Raw genomic sequence first — 24,244 nt, 5'->3', positions numbered from 1 at the left:
TTCTTTATGTATCCGGCACTTTGCAGATGGCCTGAGAACAGCGAAGAAAATTTTTAGCGATTTCAGTATGATAAAAATCATCGCTTACCACTTTTTCAGATAGACCTTACCTCTAAATCCTCTTAGTCATTTTGGTTATTTATTATTTCCATCACTTCTTTAATTGTTATTATCCGCCTCGTTAACCTACATCCTCTGAAAGGTCTTTCCCGCGCGAAAACACACTGTAAAAGGCGCAGGGGGCCGGATTGATGACTTGCTTTTGCATAAGGGAATTCGTACCGCGATGACGACTCAGGCTCCTCCAACTTCACTGCTCCCGCTGACCCCCGAGCAAATGGCCCGCCTTCAATCGGCGATTGGTGATTACTCACCGACTCAGATGGCCTGGCTGTCCGGATATTTCTGGGGCAGGGTGAATCAGCAACCGGGCGCGGTTGCAGCGCCTTCTCCGGCACAGACTGCCGCGTCGGTAACCCTGATTTCCGCCTCGCAAACGGGTAATGCCCGCCGTGTTGCCGAGCAACTGCGTGATGACCTGATCGCCGCGAAAATTAACGTTAATCTGGTGAATGCCGGTGACTATAAATTCAAACAAATCGGCCAGGAAAAGCTGCTGCTGATTGTGGCCTCTACTCAGGGCGAAGGCGAGCAGGCGGAAGAAGCGGTCGCGCTGCATAAATTCCTGCAATCCAAAAAAGCGCCAAACATGAAAGACACTGCCTTTGCGGTGTTTGCGCTGGGTGATACCTCTTATGAATTCTTCTGTCAGGCGGGTAAAGACTTCGATACCCGTCTGGGCGAACTGGGGGCAGAACGCCTGTTAGACCGCGTTGATGCTGACGTTGAATATAAAGAAGCCGCCGAAAACTGGCGTAAACGTATTGTCGATGTGCTCAAACAGCGCGTACCGGCTGACACTGCGGCGCAGGCGGCTCCGACGCTGGCAGGCAGTGTGAATCAGGTCGACAGCAGCCCTTATACGAAAGAAGCGCCGCTGACCGCGACACTTTCCGTTAATCAGAAAATTACCGGCCGCGATTCTGACAAAGACGTTCGTCATCTGGAAATTGATCTCGGCGATTCCGGTCTGCGTTACCAGCCGGGCGATGCGCTGGGGATCTGGTTTGAAAACGATCCGCAACTGGTGCAGGAAATCGTTGAACTGCTGTGGCTGAAAGGCGATGAAATCGTTGAGGTGAACGATAAAAAACTGCCGCTTTCACAGGCCCTGCAACATCACATTGAACTGACCCAGAACACGACACCGATTATTGAAAAATACGCCGCGCTGTCCCGCGACGAACATCTGACCGGTTTTCTGGCCGATAAACCTGCGCTTCAGCAATACGCACAGACCGTACCGTTTGCTGACATGATCCGCCGCGCACCGACGGAGCTGGATGCACAGCAACTGGTGGATTTACTGCGTCCGCTGACACCGCGCCTGTATTCGATTGCCTCCTCGCAGGCTGAAACCGAAACAGAAGTGCATATTACCGTGGGGGTGGTGCGTTACGAAATCGACGGGCGTTCACGCTCCGGTGGCGCTTCAGGTTTCCTGGCCGATCGCCTGGAAGAAGACGGCGAAGTGAAAGTTTTCATCGAGCATAACGACAACTTCCGCCTGCCGGCGGATCCTGAAAAGCCGGTCATTATGATCGGGCCGGGCACCGGTATTGCGCCGTTCCGCGCTTTCATTCAGCAGCGAGATAACGACGGAGCTACCGGCAAAAACTGGTTATTCTTCGGTAACCCGCACTTTACCGATGATTTTCTCTATCAGGTTGAATGGCAACGTTACGTCAAGGACGGCCTGCTGACGAATATCTCCCTGGCATGGTCACGCGATCAGGCTGAAAAAGTATACGTACAGGACAAACTGCGTGAGCAGGGAGCCGAAGTCTGGCAATGGTTGCAGGAAGGCGCGCATGTGTATGTTTGTGGCGATGCCAACCGTATGGCGAAGGACGTCGAGCAGGCATTACTGGAAATCATTGCGCAATATGGCGAAATGGATTTGGAAACGGCCGACGAATATCTCAGTGAATTGCGCCTTGATCGCCGTTATCAGCGTGATGTGTACTAATGCCCTGCATCCTTCAAATTACAGGGGTGTTGGCTTCCTTCAATCACCCGAATCACTGACTTGAGTCAGCCCATCGGGATTCCTTCAGTTGCCGCCTACCTGCAACTCGAATGATTTTGGGCATAATGTTATGAGTGAAAAAATGATGAGCAATAAGTTGTGGAGTGAACTCAATCCCGGCCCCGGCCCGCTGATCGTCGATGCCCCGCTGGCTGACGCTGAACGTCTGAAGAAGGAAAGTAATTTCCTGCGCGGGACGATTGCCGATGATTTAAAAGACGGCCTGACCGGCGGCTTCAACGGTGACAACTTCCTGCTGATCCGCTTCCACGGCATGTATCAGCAGGATGACCGTGATATCCGTGCTGAACGCGCTGAACAGAAACTGGAACCGCGCCACGCCATGATGCTGCGTTGCCGCTTGCCGGGCGGAGTGATGACACCTGCGCAGTGGCTGGGGATCGACAAATTTGCCGAAGACAGCACGCTGTATGGCAGCATCCGTATTACTAACCGTCAGACATTCCAGTTCCACGGCATCCTGAAACCGAACGTTAAACCGGTGCATCAGTTGCTCAATAAACTCGGACTGGATGCGCTGGCGACCGCCAATGACGTTAACCGTAACGTATTGTGTACGTCTAATCCGGTGGAATCTGAACTGCATCAGGAAGCGTATCAGTGGGCGAAGAAAATTTCCGAGCATCTGCTGCCGCGCACCCGTGCTTACGCTGAAGTGTGGCTGGATCAGGAAAAAGTTGAAACCACCGATGAAGAGCCGATTCTGGGTGCGACTTATCTGCCACGTAAGTTCAAAACAACGGTCGTGATCCCGCCACAAAATGACGTGGATTTGCACGCCAACGACCTGAACTTCGTGGCGATTGCGGATAACGGTAAACTGGTCGGTTTCAATGTGCTGGTCGGCGGCGGGCTTTCTATCGCCCATGGTGATAAAGCCACTTATGCGCGTACGGCCAGCGAACTGGGCTTTATTCCGCTGGAGCACACGCTGGCCGTGGCCGAAGCCGTGGTGACCACGCAACGTGACTGGGGTAACCGCACCAACCGTAAAAATGCCAAAACCAAATACACGCTGGAACGCGTCGGCGTACCGGTATTCAAAGCCGAAGTTGAAAAACGCGCCGGTATTCAGTTTGCTGATATCCGCCCTTACGAATTCACCGGTCGCGGCGACCGTATCGGCTGGGTAAAAGGTATCGACAACCAATGGCATCTGACGCTGTTTATCGAAAATGGCCGTATTCTCGATTACCCGGGCAAGCCGCTGAAAACCGGACTGGCAGAAATTGCTAAGATCCATAAAGGGGATTTCAGGCTTACTGCTAATCAGAATCTGATCGTGGCCGGTGTGGCTGAAAAAGACAAAGATGCGATCGAAACTCTGGCACGTAATCACGGCCTGATCGACGACAGTGTCACTGAGCAACGTAAAAACTCGATGGCCTGTGTGTCTTATCCGACCTGTCCGCTGGCGATGGCGGAAGCGGAACGTTTCCTGCCTGAATTTGTCACCAAAGTGGAAGGCATCATGCACGGACACGGTGTGGGCGATGAACACATCGTTCTGCGCGTGACCGGTTGTCCGAACGGCTGTGGCCGTGCGCTGCTGGCGGAAATTGGTCTGGTAGGGAAGGCGTTGAACCGTTACAACCTGCACCTCGGCGGTAACCGTGCCGGAACACGTATTCCGCGTATGTATCGTGAAAATATTTCTGATGCAGAGATCCTGAGCATCATTGACGAACTGGTCGGTCGCTGGTCGAAAGAGCGCGAAACCGGTGAAGGCTTTGGTGACTTCGTGATCCGCGCCGGGATCATTAAGCCGGTGCTGGATCCGGCACGCGACTTTTATGACTAAGCGCGATAACCGACTGGAGGCAATATGAGTTTGCTGAATCTTACTCTGGCTGAACTGAATGACATGCCGAAGTCCGGACAATCTATGGCGCTGGCGGAAATTAACGTCAGCCTGGAGAAACTGTCCGCGCAGGAGCGTGTGCAATGGGCGCTGGAAAACATGCCCGGCGAATTCGCGCTGTCTTCCAGCTTCGGCATTCAGGCGGCGGTCTGTCTGCATTTAGTCACTCAGCAAAAACCGGACATTCCGGTGATCCTGACCGATACCGGTTATCTGTTTCCGGAGACGTATCAGTTTATTGATACGTTAACTGAACAGCTAAACCTGAACCTGCAGGTATTCCGCGCTGAACACTCGGCTGCCTGGCAGGAAGCGCGTTACGGCAAACTGTGGGAGCAGGGCGTTGAGGGTATCGAAAAATACAACCACATCAACAAAGTCGAGCCAATGAATCGGGCGATTCAGACGCTGGGTGTGCAGACCTGGTTCGCCGGTCTGCGTCGTGAGCAATCCGGCAGCCGTGCGCATCTGCCGGTGCTGGCGGTACAACGTGGGGTGTTTAAAATCCTGCCAATTATTGACTGGGATAACCGTCAGATTTTCCGTTATCTGCAAGACAACGGCCTGAGCTATCACCCGCTGTGGGATCAGGGCTATCTTTCCGTCGGTGACACGCATACGACGAAAAAATGGGAAGAAGGGATGAAGGAAGAGGATACGCGATTCTTCGGACTCAAACGCGAATGCGGCCTGCACGAATAAATCCCCGTCATACTTCGGGTTGCAGATGCGTTGGCTGCGTTCAGTCGCCCGAATCACTGACTCATGTCAGCTCATCGGGACTTCTTCGCTTGCCGCCTGCCTGCAACCCGAATTATTTAGGGGATTCCTGTTATTAGCGTCTCAATTACCCCTAGTTAATCAGGCGTGTTTTGCCGGTTTTGCCAGATCCTTCAGCAGCGGGAATAACACTTTTACCGTGTCGCGCGAGCGCTTCTCAATGCGGCCCGGCAACGCTTTATCGAGATATTGCAGACTATCAAACTGGCTCTGATAACGGGTGTTGCCCAGCGGGAAGTGGCGGGTGATCGCACGTTGCTGCACGCCGTCTTTCTTACCCAGCGCAAAGTTAGTCGCCGTCACATTCAGCAGCGGCAGGTGCGCGTCATCCAGCGCTTTTATGCCATCGCAGCAATGTGTGCCTTCATGGCTTTGTGCCGGAATACCCAGACTGCGGGCAATACTCAGCGCCTTAATCCGGGTCAGTTTCGCCACAGCCACTGAAGTATTCTCGCCGCTATTGAAATACAACCGGTCGCCGGTGATCAGCGAATCCATGTTGATCACCAGCAGCGTATTTTTCTTCTCTTCAGCGCTCATCCGGTTTACAAAGTCTTCCGCACCTTTAGCGCCGGTTTCTTCCGCGCTCAGTGCCACGAAACGCAGGCTATAGTGTGTCGGGATGGCCTGCATGCGTTCGGCCAGCTCAAGCATCACACCGACGCCGGAGGCGTTGTCATCGACACCCTGCAACGTCAGGCCGCCGAGATTGTGGTTGGTATCATTGTCACTTTGCGGCACATAGGTATCTAAATGCGCCATCACGATGATTTGTTGTGGTACTTCACCGGCACGAGCGGCAATCACCGACGTGGCGTGAATATTTTGCCAGTTCTTTTTCCCCGTATTGCTGGTGTAAAGATAACGGGTATCGAAGCCACGTAAATCGCTCTTATAGCCTAATTTGTTGAATTGCTGGTTCAGATAATCCGCCGCGATCAGCTCTGCCGGGCTGCCGGCCATGCGCCCGGGGAAATAAGTCGCGATATGGCGAATTTGCTGACTGGCGATCATACCCATCGCCGGAAGCGGGACGGATGACGCCATCGCATGACCCATACAGACACCGCTCAGGCTCAGCGCCAGCAGCGTCTGTTTCATGCGTGAAAAAGAAAACATAGCCAAAAATCCTTATTTGCCGGTCAATACGACCGGAAGGCAATCAAACAACAGGCCGCGTGTGGCGGTCTTTCTGGGGCATACAGTATGCGATTGTCTGCGCGATTAGACAATTTCCCGTTATCCCAAACCGCTCTTTTTGCCGGGCTATATTCCATTTAGTAACTAATCATTCTTTTTCGTCATTTCAGATCAATTATTGCCTGCACGTATAGTTTGTTTATTAATCCTGATAATCATTTAAGGCTTTCGTGGACTATCTACCAATATTTGCCGACCTAAAACAACGCCCTGTTCTGGTTGTTGGGGGTGGCGAAGTCGCTGCCCGCAAAATCGATCTTCTCCTGCGGGCGGGTGCGCAAGTACGGATAGTCGCACAGGCACTTTCTCCCGAGCTGGAACAACGCAGACAGGCCGCCGAAATTAGCTGGTCAGCACAGGCATTTTTGCCGGAACAGCTCGACGATGTCTTTCTGGTGATTGCCGCTACAGACGACGCTGCGCTGAATGCTGAAGTTTTTGAGCAAGCTAATCTGCGACATGTGCTGGCTAACGTGGTTGATGATCAGCCGAAATGCTCTTTCATTTTCCCTTCGATTGTCGACCGTTCGCCGATTGTGGTGGCGATTTCTTCCAGCGGTAAAGCACCGGTACTCGCCAGAATGCTGCGCGAGAAGCTGGAAACTCTGTTGCCGAACAGCCTGGGGCAAATGGCCGATATCGCCGGACGCTGGCGTGAAAATGTGAAAGCGCAGTTCAGCTCCATGCGTTCACGTCGTCGTTTTTGGGAGCATGCATTTGCCGGACGCTTTGCCAGCCTCGCTTCTGCGGGAAAGCTCGCAGAAGCAGAACGGGCACTGCAACAACAGTTAGAAAATGCGGAAGACATCTCGCATAGCGGACATGTCACGCTGGTCGGTGCCGGGCCCGGTGATGCAGGATTGCTCACCCTTCGCGGGCTGCAGGTGATGCAGCAGGCTGATGTGGTGCTTTACGACCACCTGGTCAGCGAAGAAGTGCTGGATTTAGTGCGCCGCGATGCGGACAAGATTTGTGTGGGTAAACGTGCGGGCAGCCATTCTGTTGCGCAGGAAGAAACCAACCGTCTGCTGGTCGAACTGGCGCAGCAGGGGAAAAAAGTCGTGCGCCTCAAAGGCGGTGATCCGTTTATTTTTGGACGCGGCGGCGAAGAATTACAGGCAGTGCAGTCGGCGGGTATTCCTTTCCAGGTTGTGCCTGGCGTAACCGCTGCTGCCGGCGCGACAGCTTATGCCGGGATCCCGCTGACGCACCGCGATTATGCACAGAGCGTGATCTTCGTGACAGGGCATTGCCGCCCGGAAAATAACGGCGTGCAGTGGGAGACTCTCGCGAAAGGCCAGCAGACATTGGCGATTTACATGGGCACGCTTAAAGCGGCAGAAATCAGCCAGCAATTGATCGCTCATGGTCGCGCAGCGCATACACCCGTTGCGGTCATCGGACGGGGAACACGTTCTGATCAGCAGGTGCTGACCGGAACACTCGATAATCTTGAACATCTGGCTCAACAGGCGCCGACGCCGGCGTTACTGGTGATTGGTGAAGTGGTGTCACTTCATCAGCAACTGGCCTGGTTTGGGCATCATCCTGAGACTGACGGCACCCAACGCCCGTCGGTTGTGAATTTGGCTTAAAGGATCTGTTATGGACGAAAAACGACTGACTCATTTGCGGCAACTGGAGGCGGAGAGTATCCATATCATCCGTGAAGTGGCTGCTGAATTCGCCAACCCGGTGATGATGTATTCCATCGGGAAAGATTCCTCGGTGATGCTGCATCTGGCACGCAAAGCCTTCTTCCCGGGAACCTTGCCCTTCCCGCTGCTGCATGTGGATACCGGCTGGAAATTCCGCGAAATGTATGAATTCCGCGACCGCACGGCGAAGAATTACGGCTTTGAGCTGCTGGTGCATAAAAACCCGGAAGGTGTGGCGATGGGCATCAACCCGTTCGTGCACGGCAGCGCGAAACATACGGATATCATGAAAACCGAAGGTCTGAAACAGGCGCTGAATAAATACGGCTTTGATGCCGCTTTCGGCGGCGCGCGCCGTGACGAAGAAAAATCCCGTGCCAAAGAACGTATCTATTCGTTCCGTGACCGCTTCCACCGCTGGGATCCCAAAAATCAGCGCCCTGAGTTGTGGCATAACTACAACGGCCAGATTAACAAAGGTGAAAGCATCCGCGTGTTTCCGCTCTCCAACTGGACTGAGCTGGATATCTGGCAGTACATCTATCTGGAAAATATTGAGATTGTTCCGTTATATCTGGCCGCGCCACGTCCGGTGCTGGAGCGTGACGGTATGTTACTGATGGTGGATGACGATCGTATCGATCTGCAACCGGGTGAAGTGATCGAGAAGAAAATGGTGCGTTTCCGCACATTGGGTTGCTGGCCGCTGACCGGGGCTGTTGAATCCGAAGCTCAGACGCTGCCGGAGATCATCGAAGAGATGTTGGTGTCGACCACCAGTGAACGCCAGGGACGCGCGATCGACCGTGATCAGGCCGGGTCGATGGAACTTAAAAAGCGTCAAGGGTATTTCTAAGGAGCCGCAGCTAATGAATAACGCAATTGCACAACAAATCGCGGAGCAGGGCGGCGTTGAAGCTTACCTGCACGCTCAGCAACACAAAAGCCTGCTGCGCTTTCTGACCTGCGGCAGCGTCGATGATGGCAAAAGTACCTTAATCGGACGCCTGCTGCATGACACCCGTCAGATCTACGAAGATCAGTTATCTTCACTACATAACGACAGCAAACGTCACGGAACACAGGGTGAAAAACTCGATCTGGCACTGCTGGTGGATGGCTTGCAGGCCGAACGCGAGCAGGGTATTACCATTGATGTGGCATACCGTTATTTCTCTACCGAGAAACGTAAATTCATCATTGCCGATACCCCGGGGCACGAACAGTACACCCGTAATATGGCGACCGGTGCATCGACTTGTGATCTGGCGATCCTGCTGATCGACGCCCGTAAAGGCGTGCTGGATCAAACCCGCCGTCACAGCTTTATTGCGACATTGCTCGGGATCCGTCATCTGGTGGTAGCCGTCAACAAAATGGATCTGGTGGATTACAGCGAAACGGTTTACGAGCAATTCAAACAGGATTATCTGGATTTCGCTCAGCAACTGCCGACCGATCTGGACATCAAATTTGTACCGCTTTCTGCCCTGGAAGGCGACAACGTCGCCACGCCGGGAGATAAAATGAGTTGGTACACCGGCCCGACTCTGCTCGACGTACTGGAAACGGTCAACGTTATTAACATCCGTGAACAGCAACCGATGCGCTTCCCGGTGCAGTATGTTAACCGCCCGAACCTCGATTTTCGCGGCTATGCGGGAACGCTGGCATCGGGTTCAGTGCGTGTTGGCCAGAAGGTGAAAGTGTTGCCATCGGGTGTGGAATCTACCGTGGCACGCATTGTGACCTTCGACGGTGATTTACAGGAAGCCTGGGCGGGTGATGCCATTACGCTGGTGCTGGCCGATGAACGTGATATCAGCCGTGGCGACACGCTGGTTGATGCGCAAGAAACGGTTAAACCGGTACAACATGCCAAAGTCGATGTTGTGTGGATGGCTGAGCAGCCACTGAGCGTCGGTCAAAGCTATGACATTAAAGTCGGGGGTAAGAAAGCCCGTGCGCGTGTTGAGAATATCGAATATCAGGTTGAAATTAACTCACTGACTCAGCGTGTGGTTGAAAATCTGCCACTTAATGGTATCGGACTGGTGGAACTGGCCTTCGACGAACCTCTGGTGCTGGATAGCTATCAGAGCAACGCGGTGACCGGCGGCATGATTTTTATCGATCGTCTGACCAACGTCACTGTCGGAGCCGGTCTGGTGCGTGAGGCGATTGAACAGGTGTATCAGGAGTCGGATAAATACAGCGCATTTGAGCTGGAACTGAACAGCCTGGTTTGCCGTCACTTCCCGCACTGGGGCGCACGCGATTTACTGGGTGGTAAATAAGATGGTGTCACCGGATGGCGCTTTACGTAAAGATGACAACGTTGTCTGGCATCCGCACGCGGTGACACGTGCGGATCGTGAAAAGCAGCAGGGTCATCGCGGTGCGGTGCTGTGGTTTACCGGGCTTTCGGGCTCAGGGAAATCCACCGTGGCCGGTGCGCTCGAGCAAGCGCTGCACCGGCAGGGGGTCAGCACTTATCTGCTCGATGGTGATAATGTCCGCCACGGGCTGTGCCGTGATCTGGGCTTTACCGATGACGACAGGCGCGAAAATATTCGTCGCGTGGGTGAGGTGGCAAAACTGATGGTGGATGCCGGGCTGGTCGTGCTGACGGCGTTCATTTCACCTCACCGCGCCGAGCGTGACATGGTGCGTGATTTGCTGGAAAACGGTCAGTTTGTTGAGATATTTGTGGATACGCCGCTGGCTATCTGTGAGGCACGTGATCCGAAAGGTTTATATAAAAAGGCCCGTGCGGGTGAACTGAAAAACTTCACCGGTATCGACGCAGAATATCAGCCGCCGGAGACCCCGGATGTGCATCTTGATGGTGAACAATTGGTAACACAATTGGTGCCTCAATTATTAGAAGTGATGCGCCAGCGCGCTATTATCAATCCCTGAATGTTACCGGCCAAACGCCACAGAGCGTGCCGGTTTACACTGAAATACAGGGATCAACTATGCAGGCGTTATTGAGCAGACTTGTCAGCCGGAACCGCGTCGATCGTACCGGGGAGATCAGCCTCCGGACACGTGCGCCGATCACGACAACAGACAGTGCAGATACCGAAGAACCGTCCTATTCCATGCAGGGTGGGTTTATCGGTTTTGTCTTCTACTGGCTGGCGTTTGCGATCCCTTTTCTGGTTTATGGTTCTAATACCCTTTTTTTCCTGCTTTACACCTGGCCGTTCTTCCTGGCGCTGATGCCCGTTTCCGTACTGATAGGCATTGCGTTAAGCATGTTCTTTCGCGGTGGCTGGTTCAAAACCTCGGCCGCCAGCGGCATCTGTGTGATTGGCATGTTTTGGACCGTCTTCTCATTCTTGTCTGGCTGGTGATTTTTTCTGGCGGTTTTCCCGGCAAATTCCCTTCACGATGTAACCCATTGTGTCATTCTCACCCATAATTGCGTGCGTAAGTCTGATTCTCACTGGCAATTACCTTGCCACAGTGGAGTCAGAGGGAAAGTTGTGGGATGATTGTCCAGCTTTTTTAGGGGGCGGGGATGGGCAAACTAACACTGCTATTACTGATTTTACTTGGCTGGCTACAGTATTCGCTGTGGCTGGGTAAGAATGGTATTCACGATTATGTACGTGTAAATGATGACGTTCAGGTGCAACAAGTTAATAACGGCAAACTGAAATCACGTAATGATCAACTTTTCGCAGAAATCGACGATTTAAACGGCGGTCAGGAAGCGATCGAAGAACGTGCACGCAACGAACTGGGCATGATTAAACCCGGCGAGACTTTCTATCGTCTGGTGCCTGACAATAAACGTGCGCCGGGCAGCACCGTTTCGCAAAACAACCTGAATCAATAGCCATGAGCCATACCGCAGTTTCCCTTCCAGAGGTCATCGCTGTGTTACCGGCTGCCGGTATTGGCAGCCGTATGCAGGCCGAATGCCCCAAACAATACCTTTCTGTCGGCGGTAAGACGCTGATAGAACATTCAATTTATGCACTGCTGCAAAGCGGCAGCGTCCGTCAGGTTATCGTGGCGCTTAGTCCGCACGACACGCAGTTCGCCCAACTTCCCATTGCCAGCGATCCGCGTATCCGCGTGGTGGCAGGCGGTGCTGAACGGGCTGAATCGGTTATGGCCGGGCTGGATGTTGCCGGAGATAACGGCTGGGTGCTGGTGCATGACGCTGCGCGCCCGTGCCTGCATCCTGATGATCTTAATAATCTGCTGGCGATTGCCACCACCAGCAAAATCGGCGGGATCCTCGCCGCGCCGGTGCGTGACACCATGAAGCGCGGTGAACCCGGTCTGGCAGCAATTGCACATACAGTGGATCGTCAGGATCTGTGGCATGCGCTGACGCCGCAGTTTTTTCCGCTCGAATTATTGAAAACCTGCCTGCGCCGTGCACTCAATGAAGGTGCGGTGGTCACAGATGAAGCCTCTGCAATGGAATATTGCGGTTTTCATCCTTTGCTGATCCCGGCACGGGCCGATAATATCAAAGTCACCAGACCAGAAGATCTGGCCCTGGCTGAATTCTATTTAACCCGCTTATCCCAGGAGGAAAACGCATAATGCGTATCGGTCACGGTTTTGATGTCCATAAGTTTGGCGGAGAAGGCCCGCTGGTGATCGGTGGTGTGCGTATCCCTTATCCGCTGGGTTTACTGGCGCATTCAGATGGCGATGTTGCCTTGCACGCGGCAACTGACGCGCTGCTTGGCGCGGCTGCGCTGGGAGATATCGGCAAGCTTTTCCCGGATACGGATCCTGCATTCAAAGGTGCTGACAGTCGCGAACTGCTGCGCGAAGCGTACCGCCGTATCCGAGCAAAAGGCTACAAGCTGGGCAATCTGGATATCACTATCATTGCACAGGCACCGAAAATGGCTCCGCACATCCCGCAGATGCGTGTGTTTCTGGCCGAAGATCTGCAATGTCATATGGATGACGTCAATGTAAAAGCCACGACCACCGAACAACTGGGCTTTACCGGCCGTGGCGAGGGTATTGCCTGCGAAGCCGTTGCCCTGCTGGTTAAGGAATGATGTTGTGGAAGATTACCGCATGATAGATATGTCCCGTCTCACCTGGTTACTGGGTGAGCCTGTCGCCAGCGGTCAGCTGAAAGCCAATCCCGAAGACTTTATCGTCGAAGAGGATCTGGGTTTTGAGCCGGACGGTGAAGGTGAACATCTGTTGGTGCGGATCCGCAAAAATGGCTGCAATACCCAATTCGTCGCGGAGCAACTGGCGCGTTTCGCCAAAGTGCATCCGCGCGACGTCAGTTATGCCGGTCTCAAGGATCGTCATGCGGTCACGGAACAATGGTTTTGCCTGCATTTGCCGGGCAAAGCTGACCCTGATTTAAGCCAGTTTGACCTCGAAGGCTGCGAAGTTGTCCGCGTCTCGCGCCATCGTAAAAAGATGCGTATCGGCACGCTGAAAGGCAACGCATTTACACTGGTGCTGCGACAGTTAAGCAATATTGCTGATGTTGAAGCACGTCTGGAAAAAATCACCCGGCAGGGCGTACCGAACTATTTCGGTACCCAGCGTTTTGGCCGTGGCGGCAATAATCTGGTGCAGGCGAAACGGTGGGCAACCAACGAAGCCCGTCCCAAAGAACGTGCGAAGCGCAGTTTCTATCTTTCCGCCAGCCGTAGCGCGATGTTCAACATTGTTGCCAGCCAGCGTCTGGCTGAAGGTTACGTGCGTGAGCCGATGTTGGGCGATGCCCTGCAACTCAGCGGCCGTGGCAGCTGGTTTGTTGCGAAAGCCGAAGAGTTCGTGTCGCTGTTACCGCGTGTTGAAAGCGGTGAATTAATGATCACGGCACCTTTACCGGGTGATGGCCCGCTGGGCACACTCGAAGATGCCGAAGTTTATGAACAGGCCTGTCTCAAGGATCAGGGAGATTTACTGTCGCTGCTCAAGCGCGAGCGAGTCGAACCGGCACGACGTGCCATCATGCTGCAACCGTTGCAGATGCAGTGGCAGCGCTGGGATGATGTCACTCTGGAACTCAAATTCTGGTTACCGGCCGGCAGTTATGCCACCAGCGTGGTGCGTGAACTGATGAATCTGGATGAAAGTGATGCGGATATTACTGAGTAACGACGACGGCGTACTGGCTCCCGGCATACAGGCGCTGGCGTCCGCGCTGCGTGAGTTTGCTGATGTGAAGCTGGTGGCCCCTGATCGTAACCGCAGCGGTGCATCTAATGCGTTGACGCTGGATGGCCCGTTGCGTATTCAGTCTTACCCTAACGGTGATACCGCCGTGATTAACGGTACGCCGACCGACTGTGTGTACCTTGGTGTGAATACGCTGATGCGCCCGAAGCCGGATATTGTGGTTTCTGGCATCAATGCAGGGCCAAATCTGGGCGACGATGTGATCTATTCCGGCACGGTTGCCGCCGCGATGGAAGGACGCCATCTGGGCTTTCCTGCGTTGGCGGTGTCGCTGGACGGACATCAGCATTATGACACGGCAGCAATCATCACCTGCCGGCTCCTCAGGGCACTGGCACGTGAGCCTTTGCGCACCGGCAAGATTTTGAACATTAACGTCCCGGATCTGCCACTTTCGCAGGTCAAAGGGATCAGGGTGACGCGTTGCGGTAGCCGTCATCCGGCCGAGCAGGTATTTTGTCAGCAGGACCCGCGGGGTCAGGACTTGTACTGGATAGGCCCGCCGGGAGATAAATTTGATATCGCACCTGATACTGATTTTGCTGCTGTAGCGCAAGGTTATGTTTCAGTGACGCCACTACAGGTGGATTTAACCGCCTATGCGGCTCAGGATGTCGTGGTCTCATGGTTGGAAAAGGCCGGGGTGAGCGCGAATGGTGAATAAACCGATGTACAACCTGCTGGAACAACTGCGCCTGCAGGGTATTCATGATGAAAAACTGTTGCATGCCATCGAGTCTGTGCCGCGTGAGCGTTTCGTGGATGAGGCCTTTCAGCATAAAGCTTACGAAAACACGGCGTTGCCTATCGGGTCCGGTCAGACCATTTCTCAGCCTTATACCGTGGCGAGAATGACCGAGTTATTGCGCCTTACGCCCTCGTCCCGCGTGCTGGAAATTGGCACCGGTTCAGGCTATCAGACGGCCATTCTGGCACATCTGGTTGAGCATGTTTTCTCGGTTGAGCGCATCAAAGGGTTGCAATGGCAGGCGAAAAGACGTCTCAAGCAACTCGATTTGCATAATGTTTCCACCCGTCATGGTGACGGCTGGCAGGGCTGGCCTTCGCGTGGCCCGTTTGATGCCATTATTGTCACCGCCGCACCTCCTGAAATACCTCAAGATCTGTTGCAACAACTCGATGATGGCGGTGTATTAATTCTGCCAGTGGGCGAAGAAAATCAGACATTGCAACGGGTCACCCGGCGTGGTGGTGAGTTTGTTGCAGAGACTATCGAAGCTGTTCGTTTTGTCCCGCTGGTGAAAGGCGAACTCGCCTGACACCGGCCATACGCCGGTACCTTCAGGACTAACTCCTTAAAATTTAAATACAACTGATATATGGTGCTGTACTGGCGATGTTGATAGCATCCACTACAGTTTTTTATGGCACTGCGGCATTCGGGCGAAGACCTGAATGAGTATGTTGCCTGCCCGCACCGTGTCCGGTGACACGAAAAGCGCCAGCTGGCGCGGTGTGCGCGGTTAAAGAGATATTCTGAGATTGCCGTAACGGGGGAAATATGAGCACGGGAAGCCCAATAAAAACACTAAGCCGCATTGCAATGTGTACTTTTATCAGTGCCTGGATGGCGGGATGTACGAACAATTCAACGACATCCGCACCCATCAGCAGCGTCAATGGCGGCGGTAACAGCGGCAATAGTAGTCAGAATACTCTGAATTCTGCTCCGCAAATGGCACCTGCCGTCGGACCCGGCGGACATATTGTTTACAACCGCAGCTATAACTCGATCCCTAAAGGAAGTTATAGCGGCAGCACCTACCAGGTGAAGCGCGGCGACACCCTGTTCTATATTGCCTGGATCACGGGCAATGACTTCCGCGACCTGGCCGCACGCAATAATATTCCTGCGCCATACAGCCTTGAAGTTGGCCAGACAATTCAGATCAATAACGTTTCTTCTGCGGCGAGCACCGGGGGTACGGTAGCGGTCGCAGATGCTACAAATGGTGGTGTTCCGAAAGCTCCAACCGGGGGCATGCTCACAGGTTCTGTGGTTGCATCTCAACCAACTACCACGTATTCTGATTCTTCTGGTAAACAGAATGTAGGCAGGATGTTGCCTTCATCAGGTGCAGTTACTACCACCACAACACCTGTTGCTGTAGCCAGCACTCCCGTCGCCACCTCAACAAATAATGGCGGTCCGGTTTCCTCCTGGAAATGGCCGACTGACGGGAAAATTATCGATAATTTCTCTGCTTCTGAAGGGGGAAATAAGGGGATCGATATTGCTGGTTCGCGTGGACAGTCTGTCGTAGCAACCGCCTCGGGGCGTGTGGTTTACGCGGGTAATGCTCTTCGCGGTTACGGTAATCTGATCATCATTAAACACAATGATGATTACCTGAGCGCCTATGCACATAACGATACAATGCTGGTCCGGGAACAACAAGAAGTGCAGGCGGGACAAAAAATAGCGACTATGGGTAGCACCGGAACCAGTTCAGTAAGATTGCATTTTGAAATTCGTTACAAGGGGAAATCCGTAAACCCGCTGCGTTATCTTCCGCAGCGATAAATCGGGGCAGAGCATCGATTCTGCCCTCGGGACCACGGGTAGGAGCAGCTTATGAGTCAGAATACGCTGAAAGTTAACGAGTTACATGATGATGTAGATTTCGATGAGAACAGCGCTGAAGCCTTTGACGAGAAAGCAATAGTCGAAGAGACTGCCGACAACGATGCTGAAGAAGAATTGTTGTCGCAGACTGTAAGCCAACGAGTGCTGGACGCCACTCAACTGTACCTCGGTGAAATCGGTTATTCCCCTCTGCTTACTGCAGAAGAGGAAGTTTATTTTGCACGACGCGCGTTGCGGGGAGATGTTCCTTCCCGCCGCCGTATGATTGAAAGTAATCTGCGTTTAGTGGTTAAAATTGCCCGCCGCTACAGTAATCGCGGTCTGGCACTGCTGGATCTGATCGAGGAAGGTAACCTGGGTCTGATCCGTGCGGTTGAAAAATTTGATCCTGAGCGCGGTTTCCGTTTCTCTACCTATGCAACATGGTGGATCCGTCAGACGATTGAACGGGCGATCATGAATCAAACCCGTACTATCCGTTTGCCCATTCACATCGTTAAAGAACTGAACGTTTACCTGCGTACTGCACGTGAACTTGCACATAAACTGGACCATGAACCGAGTGCTGAAGAGATTGCTGAGCAGCTCGACAAACCGGTACATGACGTCAGCCGTATGTTGCGCCTGAATGAACGCATTACTTCTGTGGATACTCCGTTGGGCGGTGACTCAGAGAAAGCGTTGTTAGATATTCTGGCGGATGAGAAAGACAACGGCCCGGAAGACACCACACAAGATGACGATATGAAACAAAGTATCGTTAAGTGGTTATTCGAGTTGAATGCAAAACAGCGTGAAGTTCTGGCGCGCCGTTTCGGCCTGTTAGGCTATGAAGCAGCGACGCTGGAAGATGTAGGCCGCGAGATTGGCCTGACACGTGAGCGTGTTCGTCAGATTCAGGTAGAAGGTTTGCGTCGCCTGCGTGAAATCCTGCAGGGGCAGGGACTGAGCATCGAAGCATTGTTCCGCGAATAACTTATTCGCCGGGCAGTGGTTGCATCATGTTCTATCCTGTAAGAACAACACATAAAAACGGTGGGTCAATCCCACCGTTTTTTTATGCTTCCTGTTCTGACCAGCGGATATCTACACCATATCTTTCAGACGATATATCCATTCCAGCGCCTGACGTGGCGACAGAGAATCTGCATCGAGAGATTCCAGCGCTTCAACCGCCGGAGACACTTCTTCCGTCAGTAATGCCAATTGCGGGCCATCGACTTTGCTGGCTGCAGCGTTGTTGGACAACGTTTCCAGCTCTTTCAGTTTCTGACGCGCACGCTTAATCACATCTCGCGGAACACCCGCCAGCGCCGCAACGGCCAGACCGTAACTCTTGCTGGCCGCGCCATCCTGTACGCTGTGCATAAAGGCGATCGTGTCGCCGTGTTCAATAGCATCCAGATGAACATTGACCGTGCCTTCCATTTTTTCCGGCAGGGTAGTCAGCTCGAAATAATGGGTGGCGAACAGCGTCATGGCTTTAATACGGCTGGCGAGATTTTCCGCACACGCCCATGCCAGCGACAAACCATCATACGTTGACGTCCCTCTCCCGATTTCATCCATCAATACCAGACTGTTTTCGGTGGCGTTATGGAGGATATTGGCGGTTTCGGTCATTTCCACCATAAAGGTAGAACGCCCCGAAGCCAGATCGTCCGCCGCACCGACACGGGTAAAAATGCGATCCACAGGCCCGATAACAGCGGTTTCTGCGGGCACATAGCTGCCGATATGCGCCATCAGGACGATCAGCGCCGCCTGACGCATATAGGTACTTTTACCGCCCATATTCGGACCGGTGATGATCAGCATGCGCCGTGCCGGAGACATATTCAGCGGGTTGGAAATAAACGGTTCGCTCAGTACCTGTTCAACCACAGGATGGCGGCCACCGGTAATATTAATGCCCGGTTTTTCACTCATCGTCGGACAGGCGTAATTCAATGTGTACGCACGTTCTGCCAGGTTGCTCAGAACATCCAGTTCCGCCAGTGCACTGGCGCTTTGCTGTAATGCGGACAGGTGTGGCATCAGTAGATCGAACAGCTCTTCGTACAGCGCTTTTTCCAGAGACAAGGCTTTGCCTTTTGAAGTCAGCACTTTGTCTTCGTACTCTTTCAACTCAGGAATGATGTAGCGCTCAGCGTTTTTGAGCGTCTGGCGACGGACATAGTGGATCGGCACCAGATGGCTCTGACCGCGGCTGACCTGAATGTAATAACCATGCACGCCGTTGAAACCGACTTTCAGCGTATCCAGCCCCAGTTTCTCGCGTTCGCGGATCTCTAATCTGTCGAGATAATCGGTCGCGCCGTCTGCCAGGGCTCGCCATTCATCCAGCTCGGCATTGTAGCCCGGTGCGATTACACCGCCATCACGTACCAGAACCGGCGGCGTTTCGATGATTGCGCGCTCGAGCAGTTCCACCAGTTCGGTGAACTCACCGGTTTGTCCGACCAGTGTTTTTACATGTGCGGCGTCGGTTTCCTGCAATATTTCCCGGATTTCCGGCAGTTGCTGCATCGCATGACGCATACGAGCCAGGTCACGCGGGCGGGCGCTGCGCAATGCGAGCCGTGCCAGTATACGTTCGAGGTCGCCGACCTGTCGCAGTACCGGTTGCAGATCTGCCGTGAGATCCTGCAATGCACCGATCGCCTGCTGGCGATGTGTCAGCAATTTGATATCGCGGCTTGGCATGTGGATCCAGCGTTTGAGCATGCGGCTGCCCATCGGCGTGACAGCCTGATCGAGCACGGCCGCCAGCGTATTTTCTATACCACCGGCCAGATTTTGCGTCAGTTCCAGGTTACGGCGGGTAGCCGCATCCATAATGATACCGTCCTGCTGGCGTTCCATCGTGACGCCCCGGATATGCGGCAGGGCAGTACGCTGGGTATCCTTAACGTATTGCAGCAGACAACCGGCAGCGCGCAGTGCCTGAGTGGCCTGCTCAACGCCGAAGCCGCTTAAATCGCGTGTGCCAAATTGCAGGTTCAGCTGCTGTTTGGCAGTTTCCAGCTCGAATTCCCACATCGGACGGCGGCGCAGGCCACGGCGGGAAGAAATCAGCGACATGGCTTCAAAGCTTTCCGGGTAGAGTAACTCCGCCGGATTGGTGCGTTGTAATTCGGCCGCCATGGTTTCCGGATCATCAGGCTGTGCGACGCGGAAACGTCCGGAACTGATATCCAGCGTGGCGTAACCAAACCCGCGTCCGTCCTGCCAGATCGCCGCCAGCAGGTTATCGTAACGCTCGCTCAGTAATGCTTCGTCACTGACGGTGCCTGGCGTGACGATGCGTACCACTTTGCGTTCAACCGGCCCTTTGCTCAGTGCCGGGTCGCCAATTTGTTCAGCAATCGCAACGGATTCACCGAGCTGGACCAGCTTCGCCAGGTAACCTTCTACTGCATGATAAGGCACACCTGCCATCGGGATCGGCTCACCGGCAGATGCACCGCGTTTGGTCAGGGAGATATCCATCAGTTGCGATGCGCGTTTCGCATCGTCATAAAACAGCTCGTAGAAGTCACCCATACGGTAAAACAGCAGAACATCCGGGTTCTCTGCTTTAAGGCGCAGGTATTGCTGCATCATTGGGGTGTGGGCATCCAGTCCGGTCATATTGTTTTGTTTTTCATTGAGTTGATTCAATTTTAAATCATCCTGTTGGCTCTTACCGCCTGGGGCAACGACTTTACAACGGATCCTAACGTGAGTAGAGCCAAAAAACTACGCTGCGTTCTGAACTTGCGTAACGTCACGCAACTTATCTGAAAATGTAACCTTTCTGCTGTGGTGTAAAGACGGTGATTTTCAGTTTTTTCGGCCTTGATAATGCTCTACCATATCCGCACCTCTTTTTTTGCATGGTTACGGATATCCGATGCGCCATCTGGCAGTCATTCTTCCCCTGGTTCTTATACTTTCTGCATGTAGCAGTCATAAAAGCGCACCTCAGCCTGCAGGTCCGCGAAATCCTTTTTCCGATGGAAGAAATGCCAGCGCGAGTACCGTGCCTGACGGTGGCTTTCTGCTCCAGCCGGAGCATACCGGTGCCGTCCAGACCGGCGATTTCGCCTATGATCCGGCCATGAACCAGTTTGTTGACAAAATGGTACGCGAGCATGGATTTGACCGTCAGCAACTGCATGACGTCCTGTCGCAGACTAAGCGTCTGGCCTTTGTCTTAAGACTGATGGATCAGCAGGCACCTTCCGGCCCGCCATCGACCGTGCCGAACGGGGCGTGGAATCGCTACCGCAGTAAATTCATTACGCCGGATAACGTGCAAAATGGCGTGGTGTTCTGGAATCAATATCAGGATGCGTTACAGCGTGCAGAGCAGGTTTACGGCGTGCCGCCGGAAATCATTGTGGGTATTATCGGTGTGGAAACCCGCTGGGGGCGCGTAATGGGTAAAACCCGTATTATTGATGCGCTGGCGACCTTATCCTTTGCCTATCCGCGTCGGGCTGAGTACTTTTCCGGCGAACTGGAAACCTTCCTGTTGATGTCGCGCCGTGAAGGCGACGATCCCCTGAGCCTGCGCGGTTCTTTCGCGGGCGCGATGGGCTATGGTCAGTTTATGCCTTCGTCTTATAAAGATTATGCCGTCGATTTTAATGGCGACGGTCATGCTAACCTGTGGGATCCCATTGATGCCATCGGCAGTGTCGCCAATTATTTCAAGGCCCATGGCTGGACGAAGGGCGCGCCGATTGCGGTACCGGCAGCGGGGCAGGCACCCTTGCTTGAAAATGGCTTTAAAACCAAGTATCCGTTATATACGTTGAAAGCGGCGGGGCTGAGCCCGTTGGGTTCACTGGGTAACTACCAGGAAGCCAGCCTGCTGCGCCTTGATATGGGCACTAATTATCAGTACTGGTACGGACTGCCGAACTTTTACACTATTACCCGTTATAACCACAGCGTTCATTATGCGATGGCGGTATGGCAGTTAGGTGAGGCAGTAAAAGCGGCACGTTAATGCCGGTTCGGGAATTGTTCATGGGGGCCGCAAAACGCGGCCCTTCTTTTTTGTTTTTATGCCAATTCGGAATACATCGCGCAAAACGCGTCGACATGACTCACAGACCTGAAGAGAAATGCTAACATCAGGTCAGTTTCAGATGACCTGCCAGGAGGGAATATGGACGAGAAACGTTTACATGAGCTGAGTGTGGAAATCGGCGCTGCGCTTAAAGCACACGGACTATGGATCACATGCGCAGAATCCTGCACTGGCGGGCTGATTGCTAAATCCATCACGGATATTGCTGGCAGTTCCGCCTGGTTTGATCGCGGATTTGTCACTTACAGCAATGCGGCCAAGCATGAATTGCTGGGTGTGCGCGAAAGCACGCTTGAACAATATGGTGCGGTGAGTGAGCAGGTGGTGCATGAAATGGCAGTGGGTGTTCTGCACGCAGCGGGCGCGGACGTTGCCGTTTCGGTAAGCGGTATTGCCGGTCCTGATGGCGGTTCCGAAGAAAAACCTGTCGGCACTGTCTGGTTTGGTTTTGCCGGTAAAAACGGGCATGTTCTGATGGTTAAACAGCATTTTTCCGGCGATCGCGAAGCGGTGCGTTTGCAAGCCGCTGTTTTTTCGCTACAAACAGCATTGGATGAGTTTATTAAAAATTAGTCTTGATACTGTATGAGCATACAGTATAATTACTGCCAATTACCTGTACATAAATTATATTCAATGATGCAGGCGGGATGTTCCCCTGTATCAGACGAGGAGTAAAAATGGCTATTGATGAGAACAAGCAAAAAGCGTTAGCTGCAGCACTGGGCCAGATCGAAAAGCAATTCGGTAAAGGCTCCATCATGCGTCTGGGGGAAGATCGCTCCATGGACGTCGAAACGATCTCTACCGGCTCTTTGTCTCTGGATATCGCGTTAGGTGCTGGCGGCTTGCCAATGGGCCGTATTGTTGAAATTTATGGTCCTGAATCGTCCGGTAAAACCACACTGACCTTGCAGGTTATCGCGGCTGCACAGCGTGAAGGCAAAACCTGTGCGTTCATCGATGCAGAACATGCGCTGGACCCTATCTACGCTAAAAAACTGGGTGTAGATATTGATAACCTGCTGTGTTCACAGCCAGATACCGGAGAGCAGGCGCTCGAAATCTGTGATGCGCTGACCCGTTCAGGTGCCGTTGACGTTATCATCGTTGACTCTGTGGCAGCACTGACACCAAAAGCTGAAATCGAAGGCGAAATTGGTGACTCTCATATGGGCCTTGCAGCACGTATGATGAGCCAGGCAATGCGTAAGCTTGCCGGTAACCTGAAAAACGCCAACACCCTGCTGATCTTCATCAACCAGATCCGTATGAAAATCGGCGTAATGTTCGGTAACCCGGAAACGACTACCGGCGGTAATGCCCTGAAATTCTACGCCTCTGTACGTCTGGATATCCGTCGTATTGGTGCTATCAAAGAAGGTGATGTGGTTGTCGGTAGCGAAACGCGTGTGAAAGTTGTAAAGAACAAAATCGCAGCGCCATTTAAGCAAGCTGAATTCCAGATCATGTACGGCGAAGGTATCAATATCAACGGCGAACTGATCGACCTGGGCGTGAAGCACAAACTGATCGAGAAAGCCGGTGCCTGGTACAGCTACAACGGTGAGAAGATTGGTCAGGGTAAAGCAAACTCTTGCAACTACCTTAAAGAAAACCCGAAAGTCGCTGCAGAGCTGGACAAAAAACTGCGTGATATGTTGCTGAGCGGTACCGGTGAGCTGAGTGCTGCGACCACTGCTGAAGATGCTGACGACAATATGGAAACCAGCGAAGAATTTTAATTTCGCGGTTGTCTGACAGAGACATTTGAAGGCAGGGGATAGTTATCCGTGACTTTCAGAAGTCGTTAAAATGCCAGTCTGGTTTCCAGACTGGCATTTTGCATATCAGGGGAAACCTTATGCACGATGAAAAAGCGCCCAATGAAAAAATTATCGACCTGAAAAAACTGCTGGAAGAAGTGGCGCAGAACAGTGAGTCCACGCTGTTTGAGCCCCCAAAAAAAGAGGGTGATGCGGCTAAAATCAACACGCTGATGAACCGCGCTATGCGTTTGCTTTCTCAGCGTGATCACGGTGAAGCCGAGTTGCGTCGTAAGTTGCTCACTCCACCGATGCCTTTTGTTAAACCTCAGAATAAGAAAAACAGTGGGTTATCGCGTAAAAAGCCGGAGCAAAGTGCATTTGCTGACGAAGAAGCGGTGAGAGGTAAACCTGAGCCACGGCCTGTGCCAGAAGCCATTTCGGAAGAACATGTGCAGGCGGTGATTGATTACTGCTATCAACATCATTGGCTCGATGATGCCAAATTTGCCAGCCGCTATATCTCTGGTCGCAGTCACAAAGGTTACGGTGCGGTGCGCATTCGTTCGGAATTACTGCAAAAAGGTGTCGATAAAGAAATCATCACCGTGGCGCTGGAAAATACTGATGTTGACTGGTGTGTTCTGGCACGGGATTTAGCAGTCAGGAAATTTGGTGAAAATTTACCGACCGACTGGAAGGAAAAATCGAAAGTTCTGCGTTATTTACTCTATCGGGGCTTCTTTCAGGAAGAAATACAGTCTATTTATCGCGATTTTGACGATTGACCGCATACGGTATTTTACTTCCCCGCGCAGAAATTTTATCTTATCCGCACTTTTTCGTTCGTGAGCTGTACAGATTGCTGTCATATACAGCGTTATCCGGCTCAAGAGCCGTTCTTCCAGCATGATTCCGGGACA

General features: G+C 52.9%; 22 protein-coding genes. 20 read left to right on the top strand and 2 right to left on the bottom strand.

The features are described 5' to 3' along the window. Window positions 1-286: 286 nt before the first annotated feature. From cysJ to J1785_RS23420, 3 genes are all read left to right on the top strand, one after another. The gene (gene cysJ, locus J1785_RS23430) at window positions 287-2,089 is read left to right on the top strand and encodes an NADPH-dependent assimilatory sulfite reductase flavoprotein subunit (RefSeq protein ID WP_217220897.1); all 1,803 of its coding nucleotides are present in this window, start codon (window positions 287-289) and stop codon (window positions 2,087-2,089) included. A 145-nt stretch (window positions 2,090-2,234) separates the two neighbouring features. Next, window positions 2,235-3,971, top strand: coding sequence for an assimilatory sulfite reductase (NADPH) hemoprotein subunit (cysI, locus tag J1785_RS23425; protein WP_129954634.1), 1,737 nt, complete (start codon window positions 2,235-2,237; stop codon window positions 3,969-3,971). A 24-nt stretch (window positions 3,972-3,995) separates the two neighbouring features. Continuing rightward, on the top strand, window positions 3,996-4,733 hold the full coding sequence (locus tag J1785_RS23420) for a phosphoadenylyl-sulfate reductase (protein WP_129954579.1): 738 nt from the start codon (window positions 3,996-3,998) through the stop codon (window positions 4,731-4,733). 159 nt (window positions 4,734-4,892) lie between these two features. On the opposite strand, the gene J1785_RS23415 is transcribed toward J1785_RS23420, so the two are convergent. Further along, on the bottom strand, window positions 4,893-5,930 hold the full coding sequence (locus tag J1785_RS23415; RefSeq protein WP_217220896.1) for an aminopeptidase: 1,038 nt from the start codon (window positions 5,928-5,930) through the stop codon (window positions 4,893-4,895). A 251-nt stretch (window positions 5,931-6,181) separates the two neighbouring features. On the opposite strand from J1785_RS23415, the gene cysG reads away from it, so the two are divergent. From cysG to rpoS, 13 genes are all read left to right on the top strand, one after another. Beyond that, the gene (gene cysG, locus J1785_RS23410; protein ID WP_217220895.1) at window positions 6,182-7,606 is read left to right on the top strand and encodes a siroheme synthase CysG; all 1,425 of its coding nucleotides are present in this window, start codon (window positions 6,182-6,184) and stop codon (window positions 7,604-7,606) included. Between the two features lie 10 nt (window positions 7,607-7,616). After that, the gene (gene cysD / locus J1785_RS23405; protein WP_101078459.1) at window positions 7,617-8,525 is read left to right on the top strand and encodes a sulfate adenylyltransferase subunit CysD; all 909 of its coding nucleotides are present in this window, start codon (window positions 7,617-7,619) and stop codon (window positions 8,523-8,525) included. A 13-nt stretch (window positions 8,526-8,538) separates the two neighbouring features. Continuing rightward, window positions 8,539-9,966 carry a sulfate adenylyltransferase subunit CysN gene (gene cysN / locus J1785_RS23400; RefSeq protein WP_217220893.1) on the top strand — a complete coding sequence of 476 codons (1,428 nt, stop codon included), beginning with the start codon at window positions 8,539-8,541 and terminating at the stop codon, window positions 9,964-9,966. Between the two features lies 1 nt (window position 9,967). Next, window positions 9,968-10,591, top strand: coding sequence for an adenylyl-sulfate kinase (gene cysC, locus J1785_RS23395; RefSeq protein WP_129954587.1), 624 nt, complete (start codon window positions 9,968-9,970; stop codon window positions 10,589-10,591). Window positions 10,592-10,650: 59 nt separating this feature from the next. After that, entirely contained in the window at window positions 10,651-11,031 is a 381-nt protein-coding gene (locus J1785_RS23390; RefSeq protein ID WP_129954589.1) for a DUF3561 family protein, read from the top strand. A 167-nt stretch (window positions 11,032-11,198) separates the two neighbouring features. Next, the gene (gene ftsB / locus J1785_RS23385) at window positions 11,199-11,519 is read left to right on the top strand and encodes a cell division protein FtsB (RefSeq protein WP_013574012.1); all 321 of its coding nucleotides are present in this window, start codon (window positions 11,199-11,201) and stop codon (window positions 11,517-11,519) included. A gap of 2 nt (window positions 11,520-11,521) precedes the next feature. Then, entirely contained in the window at window positions 11,522-12,241 is a 720-nt protein-coding gene (gene ispD / locus J1785_RS23380) for a 2-C-methyl-D-erythritol 4-phosphate cytidylyltransferase (protein ID WP_129991591.1), read from the top strand. Then, window positions 12,241-12,714, top strand: a complete 474-nt coding sequence (gene ispF / locus J1785_RS23375; protein WP_129954593.1) for a 2-C-methyl-D-erythritol 2,4-cyclodiphosphate synthase — start codon at window positions 12,241-12,243, stop codon at window positions 12,712-12,714. The genes ispD and ispF overlap by 1 nt, the downstream gene beginning before the upstream one ends. Before the next feature lie 22 nt (window positions 12,715-12,736). Further along, the gene (gene truD, locus J1785_RS23370; protein WP_217220901.1) at window positions 12,737-13,783 is read left to right on the top strand and encodes a tRNA pseudouridine(13) synthase TruD; all 1,047 of its coding nucleotides are present in this window, start codon (window positions 12,737-12,739) and stop codon (window positions 13,781-13,783) included. Next, window positions 13,764-14,528 (top strand): 5'/3'-nucleotidase SurE, encoded by a 765-nt coding sequence (surE, locus tag J1785_RS23365; protein ID WP_165383757.1) that lies wholly within the window; start codon window positions 13,764-13,766, stop codon window positions 14,526-14,528. Before truD ends, surE begins: the two co-directional genes overlap by 20 nt. After that, on the top strand, window positions 14,518-15,144 hold the full coding sequence (locus J1785_RS23360; RefSeq protein ID WP_129954595.1) for a protein-L-isoaspartate(D-aspartate) O-methyltransferase: 627 nt from the start codon (window positions 14,518-14,520) through the stop codon (window positions 15,142-15,144). The genes surE and J1785_RS23360 overlap by 11 nt, the downstream gene beginning before the upstream one ends. A gap of 242 nt (window positions 15,145-15,386) precedes the next feature. Further along, window positions 15,387-16,409, top strand: a complete 1,023-nt coding sequence (gene nlpD, locus J1785_RS23355) for a murein hydrolase activator NlpD (RefSeq protein WP_129954596.1) — start codon at window positions 15,387-15,389, stop codon at window positions 16,407-16,409. A 51-nt stretch (window positions 16,410-16,460) separates the two neighbouring features. Then, window positions 16,461-17,447: an RNA polymerase sigma factor RpoS gene (gene rpoS, locus J1785_RS23350; protein ID WP_013574019.1), complete on the top strand. Its 987-nt coding sequence runs from the start codon at window positions 16,461-16,463 to the stop codon at window positions 17,445-17,447. A 111-nt stretch (window positions 17,448-17,558) separates the two neighbouring features. Here rpoS and mutS read toward each other — a convergent pair whose 3' ends face one another. Then, entirely contained in the window at window positions 17,559-20,105 is a 2,547-nt protein-coding gene (gene mutS, locus J1785_RS23345) for a DNA mismatch repair protein MutS (protein ID WP_217220899.1), read from the bottom strand. 262 nt (window positions 20,106-20,367) lie between these two features. Here mutS and mltB point away from each other — a divergent pair, with 262 nt between their 5' ends. From mltB to recX, 4 genes are all read left to right on the top strand, one after another. Further along, window positions 20,368-21,471 carry a lytic murein transglycosylase B gene (gene mltB / locus J1785_RS23340; protein WP_129954597.1) on the top strand — a complete coding sequence of 368 codons (1,104 nt, stop codon included), beginning with the start codon at window positions 20,368-20,370 and terminating at the stop codon, window positions 21,469-21,471. Between the two features lie 162 nt (window positions 21,472-21,633). Continuing rightward, the gene (gene pncC, locus J1785_RS23335) at window positions 21,634-22,128 is read left to right on the top strand and encodes a nicotinamide-nucleotide amidase (protein WP_129954598.1); all 495 of its coding nucleotides are present in this window, start codon (window positions 21,634-21,636) and stop codon (window positions 22,126-22,128) included. Window positions 22,129-22,235: 107 nt separating this feature from the next. Then, window positions 22,236-23,300, top strand: coding sequence for a recombinase RecA (gene recA, locus J1785_RS23330; protein WP_095923507.1), 1,065 nt, complete (start codon window positions 22,236-22,238; stop codon window positions 23,298-23,300). Window positions 23,301-23,554: 254 nt separating this feature from the next. Continuing rightward, window positions 23,555-24,109 carry a recombination regulator RecX gene (gene recX, locus J1785_RS23325; RefSeq protein WP_238483350.1) on the top strand — a complete coding sequence of 185 codons (555 nt, stop codon included), beginning with the start codon at window positions 23,555-23,557 and terminating at the stop codon, window positions 24,107-24,109. Window positions 24,110-24,244: the final 135 nt, after the last annotated feature.

It is taken from the genome of Rahnella perminowiae (assembly GCF_019049755.1).
GTDB classification, from domain to species: domain Bacteria; phylum Pseudomonadota; class Gammaproteobacteria; order Enterobacterales; family Enterobacteriaceae; genus Rahnella; species Rahnella perminowiae.
Note: the sequence above shows the minus strand (reverse complement) of the source record. Positions and strands in the feature narration are given on the sequence as shown.